Here is an 18500-nt window from a genome sequence, read left to right as displayed (position 1 = left end):
TCAGACGCTGTCGAGCGACTGGTCTCGCGTTTCCTTCATGATGATCAGCGAGATCAGGGTCAGCGCAGCGGCGATGGCGAGATAGACGCCCACCCAGCCGACGCCGTAGGAACTCACCAGCCAGGTTGCGATGAACGGAGCCACTGCAGCTCCGAGGATCGACGCGGTGTTGTACGAAATTCCCGAGCCCGTGTAGCGCACGTTCGTCGGAAACAGTTCCGGCAGAACGGCACTCATGGGCCCGAACGTCAGACCCATCAGTCCCAGGCCGACGCACATGAACACCAGCATCTTGCCTGCCGACGCGGACGACGGGTCGGCGAACCAGTGGAACGACAGACCGAACAGCACGATCGCCGCGGTGATGACGATGAGCGTGGGGCGGCGGCCGTACTTGTCGGCGAGCAGCCCGGCGACCGGGATCAGCGCCGCGAAGAACAGCACCGCGATGAGCTGGAGCTCCAGGAAGTCCGTGTACGGAATCGCGAGCTTGGGCCCGTTGACGTCGGCCACCTTGCCTGTTCCGTAACTGACCACCCACGTCGTCATGATGTAGAAGAGCGTGTACGTGGCGAGCATGACGAACGTGCCGATGATCAGCTGACGCCAGCTCGTCTTGAACACCTGGGCCAACGGGGTCTTGACCTTCTGGCCGCGCTCGACTGCCAGCTTGAACACCGGCGTCTCCTCGAGCTTGAGGCGGACGTACAGGCCGATGATCACCATGATCGCGCTGAGCAGGAACGGGATGCGCCAGCCCCACGTGAGGAACGCATGGTCGGTGCCGGAATTCGCGGAGTCGTAGCCGGTCGCGATGACGATGAGCAGGAAGATGCCGTTGGCGAAGAAGAAGCCGATCGGCGCACCCAGCTGCGGGTACATCGCCGCCCAGGCTCGCTTGCCCGGCTTCGCGGTTTCGGTGGCCAGCAGCGCCGCACCACTCCATTCGCCGCCGAGACCGACGCCCTGAGTGAAGCGCATGAGCGCCAGCAGGGCCGGTGCCCACAGACCCGCCGCGGCGTACGTCGGCAACAGGCCGATCGCGAACGTCGCGACACCCATCGTCAGCAGGGACCCGACGAGGGTGGCCTTGCGTCCGATGCGATCACCGAAGTGGCCGAACAGAATCGAGCCGATGGGCCGCGCGACGAACGCCAAACCGAACGTCGCGAACGACGCCAGCAGCGCGGTCGTGTCGTTGCCCGCGGGGAAGAACAGGCGGGGGAAGACGAGCACTGCGGCCGTTGCATAGATATAGAAGTCGAAGAACTCGATGGACGTACCGACCATCGAGGCGATGACGATTCGGGACCGAGGCACCTGAGGTGCGGGAATTGCGCCGTCGTCCGTGACGGCGTGTGGTGAACTCACGAGTGCTCCTGAAGGGGAAAGTTCCCTGAAAATTACCTGATGAACACCTGAGAATTTCACGCCCCCGGGCCGTTCGTTGCCGATTCGTGCAACATTCCCGTGTTTGTCGCGACGGGCGGAGAGGTAACCGACGACGGGCCGAGCGTCGCTCGGCCGCCGCGGGACAGATAATCTGCTACTTAGGCACTACTGTCGATACGATCTTCCGCAACACCGAGCAGAGCGATCACCGCAATACCGAGCACAGCGATTACAAGGGGTCGAGAGTTGAGCGTCAGCAATGACAAGGGATACGGCAACGGCGTCCCGAACACGATTTCGTCGATACCTCTCACCGATGTCGATGCCCGCACACCCGGTAGCGCGAGCATCGGAAACCTCGTCAAGGACGCCACGACTCAGGTCTCGACGCTGGTGCGTGCCGAGGTGGCCCTCGCCAAGGCCGAGGTCACCGGCGAGGTCAAGAAGGGTCTGCAGGGCAGCGTCTTCTTCATCGTCGCGCTGACGGTGCTGCTGTTCAGCTCGTTCTTCTTCTTCTTCTTCGCCGCCGAGCTCCTCGACGTGTGGCTCTACCGATGGGCCTCGTTCCTCATCGTCTTCGTGTTCATGGTGCTGGTTGCCGGCCTGTTCGGGTTCCTCGGCTACCGCAGGGTCAAGAAACTGCGCAAGCCCGAGAAGACCATCGACTCCCTCAAGCAGGCGTCGACCGTGCTGCCCAACCAGCACGAGAGCATTCCCGGAATCCCCGGCTACAAGAAGTAGACGACGCCCGGCGAGTCGAGCAGTATGAATCATCCCGATCCGTCCACGGTCCGTTACCCGGGACAGTGGATCCATCGCGACATCCATGCCAATGGAATCCGGTTCCACACCGTGGAGGTCGGCGAGCATGCTCCCGACGCCCCGCTCGTGGTGCTGCTGCACGGCTTCGCCGACTTCTGGTACTCCTGGCATCACCAGCTCGACGCGCTCGCGCGTTCCGGAGTTCGAGCGGTCGCAGTCGACCTCCGCGGCTACGGCGACTCCGACAAGCCCCCACGTGGTTACGACGGATGGACCCTGGCCGGCGACATCGTCGGTCTCGTTCGCGCGCTGGGGTACCCGCACGCGACGTTCGTCGGTCATGCCGACGGCGGCCTGGTGTGCTGGGCGAGTTCGGCTCTGCATCCGCGAATGGTCCGCTCGATGGTCCTGATCAATGCACCGCACCCGATCTCGTTGCGCCGCGCCGTGCTGAAGGATTCCGAACAGCGCGGTGCTCTGCTGCCGCACTTCGTTCGGTATCAAGTTCCGCTGCGCCCCGAGAAGCTGCTCACCCGGCGAGGGGGCGCGGCAGTGGAGGAGTTGATGCGCAGTCGCGCCGGGTCGCAGTGGCAGCGCACCGACGATTTCTCCGATACCGCAGGCAAGATGCGCTCGGCCATCCGGATTCCCGGGGCCGCGCACAGCGCACTCGAATATCAGCGCTGGGCGTTCCGTAGCCAGTTCCGCGCCGAGGGCCGACGCTTCATGGACGCCGTCGACGTGAAGACCTCGATCCCCGTCGCGCAGATCAGCGGTGACCTCGATCCGTACGTCCTACCCACCACCCTCGATCGCGATCGGCATTGGGCACCGGGGCTGACCCGTCGAACAGTGCGGGACGTCGGGCACTACGTGCACCAGGAAGCCCCCGACGTCGTGTCCGAGGAAATCCTGCGCGTCGCGCTCGAGAGCTGACGTCCCGCCGTCAGACGATGCAGTCGCCGGTCCCCACACTGACCGGCGCATCGAAGCTGCGGGCGAGCTCGTCCGAGATCTCGGTTGCGGTCAAGACGAATCCGGTATCGGGGTCGTCGACGGCAGCACCGAACACCACACCGAGTACCTCACCGTTCGAATTGACCAGTGGCCCACCGGAATTACCCTGCCGCACCGATCCGCGAACTGTGTAGACCTCACGTTGAACAGTGCCGGTGCGGTAGATGTCCGGTCCGCTGAGGTTGATGATCTCGCGAATGCGCGCTGGGCTCGCCGTGTACGGACCGCCGCCCGGGTAGCCCAACACGATGGCGTCGGATCCGGATTCGGCCGGGTTCGGCGCGAACGGCAACACCGGAGCTTGCAGCTGCGAAACACGTAGCACTGCAACATCTTCTTCGGGATCGAAGAGGACGACGTCGGCGTCGAGAGGGCCGTCCGGAGAATCGACGGTCACCTCGGAGGTACCGGCCACCACGTGGGCGTTGGTCATCACCAGATCCGGCCCGACGACGAAACCCGAACCCTCGAGCGCCTTCTGGCAACTCGGGGCAATTCCGTTGATCTTGATGACGCTCGCCTGCAACGCTATCGGGACGGGGCCTGCGGCGATCCCGGAGTCGGGAGCGGCAACCTCGGCGACCGGAGTGCGTCCGAACGGACCGATGACGTCCGGCAGCCCGGACGTGTCGAGCAGCGCCGAAAATTCCTTGGGCACCTGACGCAGCCACTCGGGTGCCACCTCGTCGACCTTGCCCAGGACCGTCGAGCCACGCACGGCACTGGCCACCTCGGGCTGCGACGAGGACGTCAGCGGAATGGCGAGCAACCATGCGGCAGCGAGCACGGCCGCGGCCTGCAGACCGGCCCCGATCGTGCTGTCGACCGATCTTGCTGAGCGCGAATGTATTCCGCTGCGCAACGCACGACCCAGAACCATGCCGGCCACCTCACCGACGATCACCAACACCACGATCAACGCGATACCGACGAACACCCTCGTGCGCGATTCGTCGACGTGTTCGAGCACGTGCGGCGCCACCAGAATCCCGGCGACGGCACCCAGAACGACTCCCAGAAACGCCAGCGCCGACGCCACCGCCCCCTGTCGCCATCCCGACGTCGCCGCCAGCAGCGCGACGGCGAGCACCGCGATATCGACCCACCCTGAACCCGTCACCGATCGAGCCTCGCTCCTACCGCAGTCAAGCTGGCCTCCAGATCGCGTATATCCCCCGTGTCCCATTCGGACTCCCAGCCCGACACAGCGAGCAGGCCCGCCAGAATACCGCCCGTGAATCCCCACACCAGCATTCCCTGCACCGAGAAGGCCGGGCCTTGGTAGCCGGCGGGGTGACGCACCTGGAATCGGTTGGCCGGATCGAGCAACTCGCGCAGGGGAACTCGCACCACGCGCTCGGTTTCGCCGGCGTCGACGACGCGGACCGGGGTTGGACTCTGCCAGTACGAGAGCACGGGAACCACGTCGAATCGGGACGGCGGCACGTAGATGCCGGGCATCGTCGCGAGCGGTACGACGCCGGCCGGGTCGAGACCGGTCTCTTCCTGGGCCTCGCGCAGCGCCGTTCCGATGGGCCCGTCGTCACCCGGGTCGGTGGCACCGCCGGGGAAGGCGATCTGCCCACTGTGGTCGCGCAAGGTCGACGCCCGCTGGGTCAGCAGTACGTCGGCCTCGGCGGGTAGCCCACCGGGCGCGGTCGGATCGGCGGCAGCCGGACCACCGAACAGCACCAACACCGCCGCCGAACGGGTTCGATCGGCCGGCTGCGCCTGTCGTTGCAGTACCGGGTTGATGCCGGTGGTGTCGGTCAGTCCGTTTTCGCTGCCGGCGACGTCGAGCATGCGCCCGAGCCACTCGGGTGCGCTCACGACGCGACTCCGAGGTTCTCGCGGACTGCGTCGGCGATGTCGTCGACGCTTGTGAAGGGTTCGGTCAGCACCTTGGCGACAGTGCCATCCGCAGATATCAAAACGGATACGGGCAACACGTTCGGCGCTTCCGCCGCCGCGGCGACGCGTCCGGCACCGTCCTGAACGCCGGGCAGCGTGACGCCGTACTCGGCCAGACGGGTCAGCCCGTTGGACTCGTTGGCATCGTTGTGGACGGTCAACACCGTGACTGCATCACCCGCCCGCTGCGCGTATTGCTGCAGGTAAGGCAACTCCTTCGCGCACGGGCCGCACCAGTAGGCCCAGATGTTGAGCAGTGCGGGTCGCCCGGCCAGAGCCTGGCCGAGGTCGACGGACGAGCCGTCGCCGATGCATTCGAGGGTGATACCCGTCAACGGGCCTGCTGCAGCGCCCGACGGCATCGGACATGCGTCGAGACCGGCGGTCTGCCGCAGCGGTGCCAGAGCCTCGGGAGTATCGGCGGCCCGACGCTCGGCCGTCGACGGTCCTTGCTGCCCCAGACCGGGACCATCGGCGCGCTGCGTCGCCGGAGATTCATTGCGTGGCCAGAGGGCATAGACCATCCCGACGACGAGAATGAGCGCGACCAGAGACCAGCGGAGTGCGGCCTTGTTCACGACACGATTCCGGCGAGAGCGAGCAGATGATCGGTCTCGGGACCCCGCACCAGGGCTGCAGCGGCGGCTGGATCGGTCGGGCCGAGGCCGAACGACGGGCAGTCCTTGGCCAGGACGCACACCCCGCACGCCGGCGTGCGGGAGTGGCAGACGCGTCGACCGTGGAAGATGACGCGATGGGAGAGCACGGTCCACTCCTTCCGCTCGATCAACGCGCCGACGGCGTGCTCCACCTTGACCGGGTCCTCTTCTTCGGTCCACTGCCAGCGCCGCACCAGCCGACCGAAGTGGGTGTCGACGGTGATGCCGGGAACGTCGAACGCGTTGCCGAGCACGACGTTGGCCGTCTTGCGGCCGATGCCGGGCAACGTCACCAGATCCTTCAACGATGCGGGGACTTCGCCGTCGAAGTTCTCGAGTAACTTCTGCCCGAGCCCGATCAGCGAGTTGGCCTTGTTGCGGTAAAAGCCGGTGGTTCGGATGAACTCTTCGAGTTCGGTTCGGTCGGCTTCGGCGTAGTCGCGAGCTGTGCGGTATCTCACGAACAGGGCCGGAGTCACCATGTTGACGCGCTTGTCGGTGCACTGCGCGGACAGGATGGTCGCGACGGCGAGTTCGAGGGGCGTGGTGAAGTCGAGTTCGCAGTAGACGTGCGGAAACGCGACCCCGAGCGTTCGGTTCATCCGCCGGGCCCGCCGCACGAGGCCGAGTCGCGTCTCCTCGCGTTTGCGCACGTCGGGGCGTTTCGGGGCTGTCGATTCCACGCCACAACTGTACGGACAAGAATGCGTAACGAACTACGCGAGCGCGCCGAGCTGTGTTTGTATCGAGACCTTTTCGGTGTTAACTGGCCGGTATGCAAGGACTCGCCGTGGTGCTCTTTCCGGTACTACTCATGCTCTTCGCACTCGCGATGGAGCGCGTCGAGTTCCGGCTCAGCAAGCTCGGCGTCCGGGAGCACGAAGTAGAGGAATTCCTCGATCAGGCAAGTAAGTCCGAGGTCGCCACACTGGCGAACGAGGGCTTCCCCCACGCCCTGGCTCGGTTCAACACCCGCAAGCGTCACCAGACTCCTCCGCGCACGATCGACACGCGCGACGGCATGGTCGACCAACGGGCCAGTTGAGCACCCATTTGTCCGCATTCGGATGAATTTACGGTGAACGCGAACAGACGTACCGTTCCTCTGGCAACCTGTGGTGGCGTCGATCACTCGGTTTCGGCCGAGTCGAAGTAGACTCCCCTGAGGTAATTGTTGTGTTTGAACATTGCATCGGCATCGACGCCTGAATCGCAGCGCGATTCGGTGGTGAGACGAGTGTGTACAGACGCCTTCGGGGGTGCGGGTCACCGCATCGCCGACATCCCAAAAGGAGCGCAAGTGGACGACGTCCTGGCACGGGCCGGCATCTTCCAAGGAGTCGAACCCTCTGCGGTTGCGGCACTGACGAAGCAGCTGCAGCCTGTCGATTTCCCCCGGGGACACGTGGTGTTCAACGAGGGTGAGCCCGGAGACCGGCTCTACATCATCGTTTCCGGCAAGATCAAGCTCGGGCGACGCTCCCCCGACGGCCGCGAGAACTTGCTGACGATCATGGGACCGTCGGACATGTTCGGCGAGCTCTCCATCTTCGACCCCGGCCCTCGCACGTCCTCGGCCACCACGGTCACCGAGGTGCGCGCAGTCAGCATGGACCGCGCGGCCCTCAAGGACTGGATCGATCAGCGCCCCGAGATCGCCGAGCAGCTGCTGCGCGTCCTGGCTCGCCGGTTGCGTCGCACCAACAACAACCTGGCCGACCTCATCTTCACCGACGTCCCCGGACGCGTGGCCAAGGCGCTGCTGCAGCTTGCCCAGCGCTTCGGCACCCAGGAAGCGGGATCGCTGCGCGTCACCCACGACCTGACGCAGGAAGAGATCGCTCAGCTCGTCGGAGCGTCGCGTGAGACCGTCAACAAGGCACTGGCCGACTTCGCACACCGCGGATGGCTGCGCCTCGAGGGCAAGTCCGTACTGATCTCGGACTCTGAGCGCCTGGCCCGCCGAGCTCGCTAGGCCGAGTTCCTTCGAGACAGCAGCTCGCTAGTTCTCCCTGAGGTAGGCCAGCTGCGTCTTGACCGACATCCGCGCAGCCGGCCACAACTTCTTGTCCACGTCCGAATAGACGTGGCGCACCACCTGCATCGGTTTGGCGTCGTCTCCGATCTCGGCCAACGCCGCCCGCACCTGATCCAGCCGCTGCCGACGGTGAGCGCGATACAGTCGCGCCACCTCGGCGGTGTCCGGTAGATCGGCCCCGTGCCCCGGCAACACCGTCTTGCCCGCACCGGCAGCCTCGAGTCGATCGAGCGAATTCAGATAATCCGCGAGCGAGCCGTCCTTCGGGTCGAGCACCGTGGTGCCGCGGCCGAGGATCGTATCTCCCGTCAGGACCGCGTCGTCGAGCACGAAGCTCACCGAATCCGCCGTGTGACCGGGCGTGTGAAGCACCCGGATCCGTAGACCCGCCGCATCGATGACCTCGCCGTCGGCCAACCGCTCGCCGCCGCCGTGCAGAAACTTCTCCCCCACCGCCCGCACCGGTGCCCCTGTCTTACGGTGAAACCGCTTCAACCCCGCCGTGTGATCGGCATGGCGATGGGTCACCAGCGTCAGCACCACCGTGCCCGACGCGGCGACGGCGTCGAGATGGGCCTTGTCCTTCGGCCCCGGGTCGACGACGATGCACTCGTCGGAACCCGGTGCCCGCAGAATCCACGTGTTCGTTCCGTCGAGCGTCATCTTGCCCGGGTTCTCCGCGAGCAGAACCGACGCCGTGGGCGTCACGTGCCGGACCAGTCCGTAGGCGGGATGCGTCAAGTTCGAGTCGGCCATTGAAACACTGTAGGACGCCCACTGTTCTCGAGGTGGAACAGGACCGGTGCCGACGACTAACGTCGACGCATATGAAGATCGGACTCGTCGGTGCCGGCCCCTGGGCTCGCAAGACTCAGGCCCCCTCGCTGCTCGCTCATCCGGAAGTGAACTTCACCGGAGTGTGGGCCCGCAGACCGGACGCTGCGGCCGAGTTGGGTGCACCCGTCTACGAGTCCTTCGACGCCCTGCTCGATGCCGTCGACGCGGTGGCGTTCGCGGTTCCACCGGCTGTGCAAGCCGGGTTCGCCCTCCGCGCCGCGCGAGCAGGCAAGCATGTGTTGCTGGACAAGCCCATTGCCGCCACCGTGGCAGAGGCCGAGGAATTGGCCGAGGCCGTCACCACCGCCGAAGTTCGTTCGATGGTGACTCTGACACTCCGATTCGCCCCGGAGACAAGGCAATTCCTCGCCTCGACAGCGGGCCGCCCCTGGGCAGCCGGCTCCGGAACCTGGTTCTCCGGCGCCACTCTCGGCGGGGCGTACTCGGAATCACAGTGGCGACACGACGACGGGGCGATCCTCGACATCGGGCCACACGTCTTCGATCTCCTCGACGCGGCACTGGGAACCATTGCGCGCGTTGCCTACTCGCACCGCGACGTGGCGTCGGACAGTTGGACCGTTCTACTCGAACACGAGGGCGGCGCGCGTAGCACCGTCCAATTGTCGCTGCGGACACCGGTCATGCCGTCGCCCATGCGGATCGAGCTGTCCGGACCCGCCGGGGTCGACACCTTCACCGACCGATCCACGTCGTCGACCGACTGCTACGCCGTACTGCTGGACGAGTTCCTCGAATCGGTGGAATCGGGTGTCGACCACGAATGCTCGGTGCACCGAGGACTGCACTTGCAGAGGGTGATTGATCGGGCGCGGGAGTGGGCACCCTGATCGTGTGACCACCATGGACGTCAAAGATGCGATGTTCCACTACACCTCGGCCCCGCATCGCTCGATGGACCAGTACACGACGTTCGTCTTCGATTCGGGGGACCACGAGCCACCGACGTTCGACGACGTCGTGGCCCACGTCGAGAGACGCGCTCGATTCGTTCCGAGACTGCAGATTCGCATCGGCGATGCGGTGGGTCTGTTGGAGTACCCCCGATGGATCAGGGACCCGACGCCGCCTCGTGACCACGTGGTCGACCACGATCTCTCCGACGGTCGTCACACGCTGAATTCGTTTCTGGCCGAACGCGCGTGCGTTCCGGTCGATGCGACGACGCGGGCATGGACCGTGCACGTCGGCCGGGGCCTGTCGGGCGTCGACGGTATCCGCGGTGCGGCCACTGTCATGATCGTTCAGGTCAGCCACGCATTGTCCGACGGGTCGGTCGGTACCCGCATCGTTCGCGCTCTCTTCGGACCGGACGAGCCGACCGACAACGTCACGTTCCCCGACGACCCTGCCGTCTCGCGTCCACGTCGCGTGCGAGATGCGGCCGTTGCGACGGCGCTCCTGCCCTACCGCTGGGCGCGGTCGCAGCGGCGGATGGGGCGGGCACAGCAGACGTATCTCGACGCCGTGCGGACCGGGGAGCTGGTTGCCCCCGCACCGGTCGAACCCACGCGCGTCAACGCCCATCCCGACGAAACAAGAGCGGTGCACGTCCTGCAGTTCCCGAAGTCGCAGTGGACGGGCGGGCCGGCCACCGTCACGGCTACCGCACTCACCGCCGTCGGAGCGGCGTTGTCGACGTATCTCGCGGCGCACGGAGAGAGGGTCGGCACCCGCATCCGCGCCACAGTGCCCACCGCGATCGAGACGTCGGCGGCCTGGCCTGCCGTCAACCGAACCGTCCCGGCTGCCGTCGATCTGCATCCCGAGCTCACCGACGTGCCCGACCGAGCATCGGCAGTGGCGCACGCGCTCAACCTGCAGCGTGAACGCGTGAACGATCGCCGCCACATCGACGCCACCCGGTCGGCCGAGCTCTACCCCGCCGCTCTACTGCTCGGCTTCGGTCGCCGCGCTCGGCTCGTCGCGCCTCGCAGCGGTACGCCCGAGCGTGTCACCAGCCATACCGTGGTGACGAGCGTCAATCGAACCGGTCTGGACCTCGAGTTGGGGTCGAGCCGGGCAACCCTGTGCGCGGGGGTCGCATCGCTGAGCCCGGGCTGCAGCATCACCCACGCCGTGTACGGATACGGGGACGTCGTCACCGTCTGTGTGACGGCCTGCCCGACGACGGTCCCCGATCACGCCGTGTATGCCGACCTGCTGCGTTCCGCAGTCGACGAGACCTGCGGTGCACTTCATGGGACGTCGACTACTGCAGTTCGACGATGAGCTCCACTTCCACCGACGCACCGAGGGGCAGTTCGGCGACACCCACGGCCGAGCGGGCGTGCTTGCCTGCGTCACCGAAAATCTCGCCGATGACGTTCGAGGCTCCGTTGACGACACCGGGCTGACCGGTGAAGCCCTCCGCGGAAGCGACGAAGCCGACGGCCTTGATCACGCGTGCGACCGAATCGATACCGACCAGCGCATGCACCGCGGCCAGCGCGTTCAACGCACAGATCCGCGCAGCTGCCGTGGCGTCCTCGGCCGACACGTCGGCACCCACCTTGCCCACGGACGTCAGGTTTCCGTCCACGATCGGCAGTTGACCGGAGGTGTAGACGAGCGAACCCACCTGTACGGCGGGGACGTACGCGGCCAGCGGCGGAACGACGTCGGGCAGCTCGATGCCCAGCTCGGAGAGGCGTTCGCTCCAGTTCGCCACGGCGTCAGCCCTTCGGACGCTTGAAGTACGCGACCAGTGTGTCGCCGCCGTTCGGTCCCGCCATGATCGTCACGAGCTCCCAGCCCTCGGAGCCGTAGTTGTCGAGAATCTGCTTGGTGGCGTGAATCAGCACCGGTGCGGTGAAGTACTCCCAGATGATCTTTTCGCTCATGACTCGAAGCCTATCGCCCACCGGAGTACGAGGGGTGCGTCACTGCGATCGGGTGATTCTCGGTTCTGTCGGACGACCGGCATCGCGTCTCTATATGGTCGAGGCGTGGGTACATCGAAGCAAGAGGGATGGCCGGCGAAGGCGGATGCCGCGCGGCTGCATTTCGTGTCCGGCAAGGGCGGTACCGGTAAGTCGACGGTCGCTGCCGCGCTGGCGTTGGCGCTGGCCGCGGGTGGCCGGCGAGTGTTGTTGGTGGAGGTCGAGGGCAGGCAGGGCATCGCGCAGCTGTTCGACGTGCCGCAGCTACCGCCGGTGGAGACCCGCGTCGCCTCGGCGGACGGCGGCGGCGAGGTCTACGCGCTGGCGATCGACATCGAGACCGCGTTCCTCGAGTATCTCGACATGTTCTACAACCTCGGTTTCGCCGGCCGCGCGATGCGCAAGATCGGTGCCATCGAGTTCGCGACGACCATCGCGCCCGGTCTGCGTGACGTACTGCTGACCGGCAAGGTCAAGGAGTGCGTGGTGCGGACCGACAAGAAGGGCAACCGCGCGTACGACGAGGTGGTCGTCGATTCGCCGCCCACCGGCCGCATCGGAAACTTCCTCGACGTCACCAAGGCCATGGCCGACCTGGCCAAGGGCGGCCCGGTCCGCTCGCAGAGCGAGGGCGTGGTGCGGTTGCTGCATTCGTCGGACACCGTCGTGCACCTGGTCACCCTGCTCGAAGCATTGCCGGTGCAGGAGACGGCAGACGCGGTACGCGAGCTCGAAGCAGCCGACCTCCGCCTGGGCACGGTGATCGTCAACCGCACCGAGCCGACGTACCTGCCTGCCGACTCCCTCGAACCCATCGCCGAAGGCGAGATCGATGCCGTCGCAATTCAGGAGGGTCTGGCCAAGACCGGAATCACGTTGTCCGAGGCCGACTTCGCCGGTCTCCTGACCGAATCGATCGAGCACGCGTCGACGCTGTCCGCTCAGGTGGAGAGCGCAACACAACTCGACGAGCTCGACGTCGCACGCATGACGCTGCCGATGTTGGCCGACGGCGTCGACCTCGGCGGCTTGTACGAGCTCGCCGCCACGCTCGCAGAACAGGGTGTCCGATGACTCGACCAGCAGCAACCGAACTCGACGTCGACCGCATCCTCACCGACCCCGCGTCACGAATCGTCGTGGTCTGCGGCGCAGGCGGTGTGGGCAAGACGACCACCGCAGCAGCGATGGCTCTGCGTGCCGCCGAACAGGGCAGGCGCGTCGTCGTGCTGACCATCGATCCGGCTCGCCGGCTGGCCCAGGCCCTCGGGCTCGGCGACCTCGACAACAGCCCGCAGCCGGTAAAATTGGGTGCCGACGCCAAGGGCGAACTGCACGCGATGATGCTGAACATGCGGCGCACGTTCGACGAGATGGTCATCGAACATTCGACGCCGGAAAAGGCGGCGCAGGTTCTGGCCAACCCGTTCTATCAGACTGTGGCGTCGTCCTTTTCGGGCACGCAGGAGTACATGGCGATGGAGAAGCTGGGCCAGCTGTCTCTCGACGCATCGTGGGATCTGATCGTGGTGGACACTCCGCCGTCGCGCAACGCATTGGATTTCCTCGACGCTCCGCAACGGCTCGGGTCGTTTCTCGACGGGCGTTTCATCCGGCTGCTGACCGCTCCCGGACGAGGAATCACCCGCGTCGTCACCAGCGCGATGAGCCTGGCGATGCGCGGAGTCTCGACCGTCATCGGCAGCCAAATGCTCTCCGACGCTTCGGCTTTCGTGCAATCACTGGATTCGATGTTCGGCGGCTTCCGCGAACGCGCCACGCGCACATACCAATTGCTCCGCGAGGACGGCACCAGTTTCCTCGTCGTCGCTGCCGCCGAGCCCGACGCATTGCGCGAGGCCGCGTTCTTCGTCGAGCGACTCTCCGCCGAGAACATGCCGCTGGCCGGACTGGTGGTGAACCGGACGCATCCGACGCTGTCGTCGGTGCAGGCCGATCACGCCGCCACTGCCGCCGATCTCCTGGACCGAATCGACGACCCCGGTGCCGAACTGACTGCTGCGGTGCTGCGTATCCACGCTCAACGCGCAGTGACCGCGGCGCGCGAGGTGCGGTTGCTCAAACGCTTCACCGGCGCGCACCCCCGCGTGCCCATCGTCGGTGTTCCGTCCCTGCCGTTCGAGGTCTCCGACCTCGCCGCACTACGCGCGGTGGCCGACCAGCTGACCCGCAGAGGCTGATCGGCCGTACCGGCAGGCGGTCAGATCGCCGCCTGCTGCTGACGCTGGGTCTCGAAGAATTCGGACCAGGAGTCGACCTCGGGGTGCTGCTTGAGCAGTGCCCTGCGCTGACGCTCCGTCATGCCACCCCACACACCGAACTCGACGCGGTTGTCGAGCGCATCCGCACCGCACTGCATCAGAACCGGGCAGTGCCGGCAGATGGTCGCGGCCTTGCGCTGCGCTGCACCCCGGACGAACAGCTGGTCCGGATCCGTGCCCTTGCACCGAGCGTGTGACACCCAAGCGATACGTGCTTCTGCTTCCTCTACATCGAGTCGCGTCGGCGCGGTTGTCGTGTGCATGGCGGATCCCCTTTACGTCTCGGTCGCCCTCACTGGGCGTCCTGGAGGCTCCGAGCAGTTTGTACCTCGGTGTCGAAGCACAAATTCTAGGAGCTGCCCCACATTCATTATCAAGTGTTATGCGAATCACACTGTGCTCATAATTTAGGTAAACCCGGCCCCGAATGCAAGACGGTGAGGTCACATTTCTGGTACGGGCGTCCCGAGCAGGGGCGCAGCGCACAACGCATGCGGGGCACTGCCGATCCGAACGAGGCACACGTACGCTGTGCTCTGTGTCAGTTGGAAAAACCGTGGCGAAGCTCGCCGGATGTTCAGCACTCGCCGGTGCATTGCTCGCCGGCGTGATGTTCCCCTTGGCCGGTGGGTTCGGGTTCGCGTCCAACCGCGCCGCCGATACCGTCGACAACGTCTCGGCCGAGTTGGTCGAGGGTGCCGTACCTGCTGTTTCGACGATGACCGACGTCAACGGCAACCCGATCGCGTGGCTGTACGAGCAGCGCCGCTTCGAGGTACCGAGCGACAAGATCTCCAACGAGATGAAGCTGGCCATCGTCTCCATCGAGGACCGCCGCTTCGCGGAGCACCAGGGCGTCGACTGGCAGGGCACGCTGCGCGCGTTCCTGACCAACACCACCAGCGGCCAGGTCCAGCAGGGTGCATCGACCATCGACCAGCAGTACGTGAAGAACTACCAGCTGCTGGTCGTGGCGAAGACCGACGCCGAGCGACGCGCCGCCATCGAGACGACGCCCGCCCGCAAGATCCGCGAGATCCGGATGGCGTTGACGCTCGACAAGGAACTGACCAAAGACGAGATCCTCACCCGCTACCTCAACCTGGTGCCGTTCGGTAATGCCTCGTTCGGCATCCAGGACGCGGCTCAGACGTACTTCGGCATCGATGCCAGCCAGCTCAGCGCCGTCCAGGCCGCGATGCTCGCCGGCATGGTCCAGTCCAGCTCCGCCCTCAACCCGTACACCAACGAAGAGGGTGTGATCGAGCGCAGGAACACCGTGCTCGACACGATGATCCAGAACCTCCCCGAGCGTGCGGCCGAGCTCACCGCACTCAAGGCCGAGCCCCTCGGTGTGCTGCCCGTCCCTCAGACCCTGCCCCGCGGCTGTATTGCGGCAGGAGACCGAGGATTTTTCTGTGACTACGCGTTGCAGTACCTCGCTCAGGCCGGAATCAGCCAGGAGCAGATAGACAAGGGCGGGTATCTCATCCGCACGACGCTCGACCCCGCAGTGCAGAACTCCACCAAGGCCGCCCTGGTCAGCAACACCAGCCCCTCGCTCGACGGCGTGGCGACGGTGATGAACGTCGTCGCCCCGGGCCAGGACCAGCACCGGGTCCTGGCGATGGGCAGCAGCCGCACCTACGGCCTCAACGCCGACGCCGACGAGACCGTGCAGCCACAACCGCACTCCCTCGTGGGCAACGGAGCCGGCTCCATTTTCAAGATCTTCACCACGGCCGCCGCCATGGAACGCGGGCTGGGCACCAGCGCAACGCTGCAGGTCCCCAAGCGCGTGGAGGTCAAGGGCGTCGGCGACGGTGGTGCTCGGAACTGCCCGGCCTCCACCTACTGCGTGGAGAACGCGGGCAACTACCCACCCGCGCTGTCGATCACCGACGCGTTGGCTCAGTCCCCCAACACTGCTTTCGTCAAGCTGATCGAGTCCGTCGGCGTCACGCCGACGGTCGACATGGCCGTCCGTCTCGGCCTGCGCTCGTACACGGACCCGGGTTCCTCGGGTGCCGAGCAGTCGATGGCCGATTTCCAGAAGAGTCAGAACCTCGGGTCGTTCACCCTCGGACCCACCTGGGTGAACCCGCTGGAGCTGTCCAACGTGGCCGCGACCTTGGCTTCCGGCGGCAAATGGTGCCCGCCGACCCCGATCGACTCGATCTTCGACCGCGACGGCAAGCCCGTTCCCGTCGCTCACCAGGCCTGCGAGCAGGTCGTCGAACCCGGTCTGGCGAACACCCTCGCCAACGCTATGAGCAAGGACGACCAGGCAGGTGGCACGTCCGCGTCCGCCGCTGCCTCGGCCGGCTGGAACCTGCCGATGTCCGGCAAGACCGGTACCACCGAGTCGAACCGATCCTCGGGCTTCCTCGGGTTCACCAACAATTACGCCGCCGCCGTGTACACCTACGGCGACTCACCGACGCCCAGCGAGATCTGCTCGTTCCCGCTGCGGCCCTGCGGTTCGGGAAACCTGTACGGCGGTAACGAACCCGCGAGAACCTGGTTCGACGCGATGAGCCCGATCGCCACCAACTACGGGCCCGTCCAACTTCCACCCGTCGACCAGAAGTACGTCCGCGGCTCGGCCAACGGACAGGTACCCGACGTCACCGGGCAGAGCCAGTCGTCCGCGACGTCCACGCTGCAGGGTGCGGGCTTCCAGGTGACCGCGGTGACGACGGCAGATCAGGCTGCGCGCGGAACCGTCGTGTCGACGTCACCGTCGGGCAGTGCGGTTCCCGGATCGAACATCACGATCTACGTCAGTGACGGATCGGTTCGCCCGGCACCGACTCCGGCCCCTGCCCTGCCGCCGGGTATCCAGATACCGGACCTGCCGCCGGGCATTCAGATACCGGCAATCCCCGGGCTCACCGCTCCTCGCTAGTGCCTGCGGCAGTGGTGTGGTTACGGCCCTCCTGGGGCACATAACCGCACCACTGCGCGGAGCGCACTACAGGCGGTCTTTGACGGCCTTCGACAGACGGGATCCATCGGCCTTGCCTGCGGCGAGTCCCGACGCGATCTTCATGACCTGACCCATCTGCTTCATGGCCGGTCGCTCGCCCAATTCTTCGGCGACCTGGGCGATGGCGGTATCGACGATGGTGGCCAGTTCCTCGTCGGTCAGCGGAGTGGGCAGATACTCGTTGATGATCTGCGCCTCGGCGTGCTCGTTGGCGGCGAGCTCGCCGCGACCGTTCTGCGTGTAGATCTCGGCCGATTCGCCGCGCTTCTTCGATTCCTTCGCCAGCACCTTCAGGACGTCGTCGTCGGTCAGTTCGTGGGCCTCCTTGCCGGAGACCTCCTCGGTCTGAATGGCGGCGAGGATCATGCGCAGCGTTGCCAGCCGGAGCTTGTCCTTCGCTTTCATCGCTGTGGTCAGGTCGGTTCGGATACGGGCCTTGAGTTCGGACATGGCAGAAACGCTACGCGGCCCAGCCGTCGGCTCGCGCGTCCATATCGGCTTGCTGCCGTATCGTGGACTGGGTGGCCGTTCACTTCAGTTCCTCGTTACTGCCAACCTCGGCGCAACTGCGCAGCGCTTCCACGCAACTGCGGTCGGTTGCCGAGCACACGCGCGACGTCGTCAGAGCGGCACCGCTCAAGAGCTCGGTGATCGGGACGGCGGGTGCTGCGGCCTTGGGCATCGGCTACGCCACCCTCGTCGAGCGCAACGCGTTCACGCTCCGTGAGACGTCGATGGCGGTGCTCGAACCCGGCTCCGCGACGCTGCGAGTACTGCACATCAGCGACCTGCACATGATGCCGGGCCAGCGGATGAAGCAGAACTGGCTTCGCGAACTGGACCGCCTCGAACCCGACCTCGTGGTCAACACCGGCGACAATCTGTCGCACCAACGCGCCGTTCCCAGCGTCGTGCAGGCTCTCGGGCCGCTGCTGTCGCGTCCAGGGCTGTTCGTGTTCGGCAGCAACGACTACTTCGCGCCCAAGCCGAAGAACCCCTTCAAATACTTCGACAAGAACCACAAGCGCACGACGGGCGAGTCGCTGCCGTGGCGTGACCTGCGGGCTGCGTTCTCCGAACGCGGTTGGCTCGACGTGACGCATGTCCGCCGCGAACTCGAGGTCGCCGGAGTCCGGATCGCATCGGCGGGCGTCGACGATCCGCACCTGAAGCGCGATCGCTACGACACCATCGCCGGCCAGCCGAACCCGTTGGCGGATTTGCGCCTCGGTATCACCCACTCCCCCGAGCCCCGGGTGTTGGACAAGTTCGCACAGGACGGTTACGACCTCGTCCTCGCCGGGCACACCCACGGCGGCCAGCTGTGCCTGCCGTTCTACGGTGCGCTGGTGACGAACTGCGAGATCGACCGCTCCCGGGTCAAGGGTCCGTCCAAGTGGGGTGCGCACACGCAGCTCCACGTATCGGCCGGTCTCGGGACATCGCCGTACGCGCCTGCCCGCTTCTGCTGCCGCCCCGAAGCAACCCTGATCACGCTCACTCCTGCCCCCAGAAAGGGCCCGAAGGACGTCTCCGACGAGGGCGTTTCGCGTTCTGAGGCGGTCGTGAGTTAGACTTCTCCAGCGGTACACGGGGTGTGGCGCAGCTTGGTAGCGCGCTTCGTTCGGGACGAAGAGGTCGTGGGTTCGAATCCCGCCACCCCGACAGTTGGACCACGAAAAGGGACCCACTCGATTCAATCGAGCGGGT

Annotated in this window: 20 protein-coding genes and 1 tRNA gene; 11 read left to right on the top strand and 10 right to left on the bottom strand. The window is 65.9% G+C overall.

The window, feature by feature from the left end; genetic code table 11:
- Window positions 1–1371 (bottom strand): MFS transporter, encoded by a 1371-nt coding sequence (locus tag ASH04_RS01410; protein WP_027494486.1) that lies wholly within the window; start codon window positions 1369–1371, stop codon window positions 1–3.
- 267 nt (window positions 1372–1638) lie between these two features.
- Between ASH04_RS01410 and ASH04_RS01405 the strand changes: the two genes are divergently transcribed.
- Together ASH04_RS01405 and ASH04_RS01400 are read left to right on the top strand one after the other, a co-directional pair.
- Window positions 1639–2133, top strand: coding sequence for a phage holin family protein (locus ASH04_RS01405; RefSeq protein ID WP_032373800.1), 495 nt, complete (start codon window positions 1639–1641; stop codon window positions 2131–2133).
- A gap of 24 nt (window positions 2134–2157) precedes the next feature.
- Window positions 2158–3090 carry an alpha/beta fold hydrolase gene (locus ASH04_RS01400; RefSeq protein WP_057472576.1) on the top strand — a complete coding sequence of 311 codons (933 nt, stop codon included), beginning with the start codon at window positions 2158–2160 and terminating at the stop codon, window positions 3088–3090.
- A 10-nt stretch (window positions 3091–3100) separates the two neighbouring features.
- On the opposite strand, the gene marP is transcribed toward ASH04_RS01400, so the two are convergent.
- From marP to nth, 4 genes are read right to left on the bottom strand one after another with little or no spacing between them, the layout of a single operon-like run.
- The gene (gene marP / locus ASH04_RS01395; RefSeq protein WP_057472575.1) at window positions 3101–4291 is read right to left on the bottom strand and encodes an acid resistance serine protease MarP; all 1191 of its coding nucleotides are present in this window, start codon (window positions 4289–4291) and stop codon (window positions 3101–3103) included.
- Window positions 4288–4974 carry an NUDIX hydrolase gene (locus ASH04_RS01390; RefSeq protein ID WP_032386606.1) on the bottom strand — a complete coding sequence of 229 codons (687 nt, stop codon included), beginning with the start codon at window positions 4972–4974 and terminating at the stop codon, window positions 4288–4290. Before ASH04_RS01390 ends, marP begins: the two co-directional genes overlap by 4 nt.
- A gap of 23 nt (window positions 4975–4997) precedes the next feature.
- Window positions 4998–5606 (bottom strand): TlpA family protein disulfide reductase, encoded by a 609-nt coding sequence (locus ASH04_RS01385; protein ID WP_057472899.1) that lies wholly within the window; start codon window positions 5604–5606, stop codon window positions 4998–5000.
- A gap of 50 nt (window positions 5607–5656) precedes the next feature.
- Complete coding sequence (gene nth, locus ASH04_RS01380) at window positions 5657–6343, bottom strand: endonuclease III (protein ID WP_235579931.1); 687 nt, start codon at window positions 6341–6343, stop codon at window positions 5657–5659.
- Window positions 6344–6516: 173 nt separating this feature from the next.
- On the opposite strand from nth, the gene ASH04_RS01375 reads away from it, so the two are divergent.
- Window positions 6517–6786: a hypothetical protein gene (locus tag ASH04_RS01375; protein ID WP_027494493.1), complete on the top strand. Its 270-nt coding sequence runs from the start codon at window positions 6517–6519 to the stop codon at window positions 6784–6786.
- Between the two features lie 255 nt (window positions 6787–7041).
- On the top strand, window positions 7042–7716 hold the full coding sequence (locus tag ASH04_RS01370) for a Crp/Fnr family transcriptional regulator (protein WP_027494494.1): 675 nt from the start codon (window positions 7042–7044) through the stop codon (window positions 7714–7716).
- A 27-nt stretch (window positions 7717–7743) separates the two neighbouring features.
- On the opposite strand, the gene ASH04_RS01365 is transcribed toward ASH04_RS01370, so the two are convergent.
- On the bottom strand, window positions 7744–8535 hold the full coding sequence (locus ASH04_RS01365; protein WP_057472573.1) for an MBL fold metallo-hydrolase: 792 nt from the start codon (window positions 8533–8535) through the stop codon (window positions 7744–7746).
- Window positions 8536–8606: 71 nt separating this feature from the next.
- Between ASH04_RS01365 and ASH04_RS01360 the strand changes: the two genes are divergently transcribed.
- Both ASH04_RS01360 and ASH04_RS01355 read left to right on the top strand, forming a co-directional pair.
- Entirely contained in the window at window positions 8607–9467 is an 861-nt protein-coding gene (locus tag ASH04_RS01360; protein WP_057472572.1) for a Gfo/Idh/MocA family protein, read from the top strand.
- A gap of 13 nt (window positions 9468–9480) precedes the next feature.
- Window positions 9481–10869: a wax ester/triacylglycerol synthase domain-containing protein gene (locus ASH04_RS01355; RefSeq protein WP_235579930.1), complete on the top strand. Its 1389-nt coding sequence runs from the start codon at window positions 9481–9483 to the stop codon at window positions 10867–10869.
- On the opposite strand, the gene ASH04_RS01350 is transcribed toward ASH04_RS01355, so the two are convergent.
- Complete coding sequence (locus ASH04_RS01350) at window positions 10850–11308, bottom strand: RidA family protein (RefSeq protein WP_027494498.1); 459 nt, start codon at window positions 11306–11308, stop codon at window positions 10850–10852. The genes ASH04_RS01355 and ASH04_RS01350 overlap by 20 nt on opposite strands.
- 4 nt (window positions 11309–11312) lie before the next feature.
- Window positions 11313–11480 carry a DUF4177 domain-containing protein gene (locus ASH04_RS26380; RefSeq protein WP_072691993.1) on the bottom strand — a complete coding sequence of 56 codons (168 nt, stop codon included), beginning with the start codon at window positions 11478–11480 and terminating at the stop codon, window positions 11313–11315.
- A 105-nt stretch (window positions 11481–11585) separates the two neighbouring features.
- On the opposite strand from ASH04_RS26380, the gene ASH04_RS01345 reads away from it, so the two are divergent.
- A complete protein-coding gene (locus ASH04_RS01345; RefSeq protein ID WP_027494499.1) occupies window positions 11586–12593 on the top strand; it encodes an ArsA-related P-loop ATPase in 1008 nt (335 codons plus the stop codon).
- Window positions 12590–13720, top strand: a complete 1131-nt coding sequence (locus ASH04_RS01340; RefSeq protein ID WP_027494500.1) for an ArsA family ATPase — start codon at window positions 12590–12592, stop codon at window positions 13718–13720. The genes ASH04_RS01345 and ASH04_RS01340 overlap by 4 nt, the downstream gene beginning before the upstream one ends.
- A gap of 20 nt (window positions 13721–13740) precedes the next feature.
- On the opposite strand, the gene ASH04_RS01335 is transcribed toward ASH04_RS01340, so the two are convergent.
- Window positions 13741–14064 carry a WhiB family transcriptional regulator gene (locus tag ASH04_RS01335; RefSeq protein ID WP_008712729.1) on the bottom strand — a complete coding sequence of 108 codons (324 nt, stop codon included), beginning with the start codon at window positions 14062–14064 and terminating at the stop codon, window positions 13741–13743.
- Window positions 14065–14357: 293 nt separating this feature from the next.
- On the opposite strand from ASH04_RS01335, the gene ASH04_RS01330 reads away from it, so the two are divergent.
- Window positions 14358–16709: a penicillin-binding protein gene (locus ASH04_RS01330; RefSeq protein ID WP_057472570.1), complete on the top strand. Its 2352-nt coding sequence runs from the start codon at window positions 14358–14360 to the stop codon at window positions 16707–16709.
- A 66-nt stretch (window positions 16710–16775) separates the two neighbouring features.
- Here ASH04_RS01330 and ASH04_RS01325 read toward each other — a convergent pair whose 3' ends face one another.
- Window positions 16776–17240 carry a GatB/YqeY domain-containing protein gene (locus ASH04_RS01325; RefSeq protein ID WP_027494503.1) on the bottom strand — a complete coding sequence of 155 codons (465 nt, stop codon included), beginning with the start codon at window positions 17238–17240 and terminating at the stop codon, window positions 16776–16778.
- Window positions 17241–17437: 197 nt separating this feature from the next.
- Here ASH04_RS01325 and ASH04_RS01320 point away from each other — a divergent pair, with 197 nt between their 5' ends.
- Together ASH04_RS01320 and ASH04_RS01315 are read left to right on the top strand one after the other, a co-directional pair.
- The gene (locus ASH04_RS01320) at window positions 17438–18364 is read left to right on the top strand and encodes a metallophosphoesterase (RefSeq protein WP_228139376.1); all 927 of its coding nucleotides are present in this window, start codon (window positions 17438–17440) and stop codon (window positions 18362–18364) included.
- Window positions 18365–18381: 17 nt separating this feature from the next.
- A tRNA-Pro gene (locus ASH04_RS01315) sits at window positions 18382–18455 on the top strand.
- Window positions 18456–18500: the final 45 nt, after the last annotated feature.

The organism is Rhodococcus sp. Leaf233 (genome assembly GCF_001426165.1).
Taxonomy (GTDB): domain Bacteria; phylum Actinomycetota; class Actinomycetes; order Mycobacteriales; family Mycobacteriaceae; genus Rhodococcoides; species Rhodococcoides fascians.
Note: the sequence above shows the minus strand (reverse complement) of the source record. Positions and strands in the feature narration are given on the sequence as shown.